Source organism: Flaviflexus sp. (genome assembly GCF_041440645.1).
In the GTDB taxonomy this organism is placed as follows: domain Bacteria; phylum Actinomycetota; class Actinomycetes; order Actinomycetales; family Actinomycetaceae; genus Flaviflexus.
Genome location: NZ_JASDVN010000051.1, coordinates 45664 through 46417 on the forward strand (window position 1 = coordinate 45664; position 754 = coordinate 46417).

Genomic DNA, 754 nt, shown 5'->3' on the forward strand with positions numbered 1-754 from the left:
CTCCCACACCTCTTCTTTCCTCTTCTTCGTCGATTGAGCGCCCATGTCAGTTTCAGCTGAGTAGTTTGGGTCCGAACTAAGCGGAGGCGTCCTCAAGAACCACGCGCACATCCCCTCAAGATGATTGCGACCTTTTTCATTCGTCCTGATCACGACCTGTATTCTGAGGTGGAACATGCCCCAGTAATCTAGCGCCAGCTTAGGCTAAGCGGAGGAAAACAAATGTCAGAGAACTACGGTGGGCGCCGCCCCGAGGACGAGGGCAATCAGCCCGAGAACGGTGTTGACCAGGATCAGAATCAGTGGCGACCCGGCGCCGGATCTGCAAACGAAGCACCACAGCAGCAATGGGGAGAACCCCAGCAACAGTGGAACAATCAGGACCACCAGCCGCAGGGCGTTGGCTCCGCTAACGAGGCACCTCAGCAGTGGGGTAACCAGGAACCACAGCAGTTCCAAGCCACCAGTGCACCTGAAGCAGGTCAATATGGTCAGGGTTTTGACCCGAATGCGAATCAGCAGTTCCAGGCCAGTAGCGCTCCCGAGGCAGGCCAGTACGGGCAGGGTGTAGGCTCCGCCAACGGGGCTCCTCAGCAGTTCCAGGCAACCAGTGCTCCCGAAGCTGGTCAGTACGGTCAGGGTTTCAGCAACCCGAGCCAGCAGTTCCACACCAGTAGTGCACCTGAGGCAGGTCAGTACGGTCAGGGTTTTGACCCGAATGCGAATCAGCAGTTCCAGGCCAGTAGCGCTCCCG

General features: G+C 58.2%; 1 pseudogene. It reads left to right on the forward strand.

The window, feature by feature from the left end:
• Window positions 1–222: 222 nt before the first annotated feature.
• Window positions 223–754 (forward strand): annotated as a pseudogene (locus QMB98_RS07650) (hypothetical protein); the annotation flags it as partial.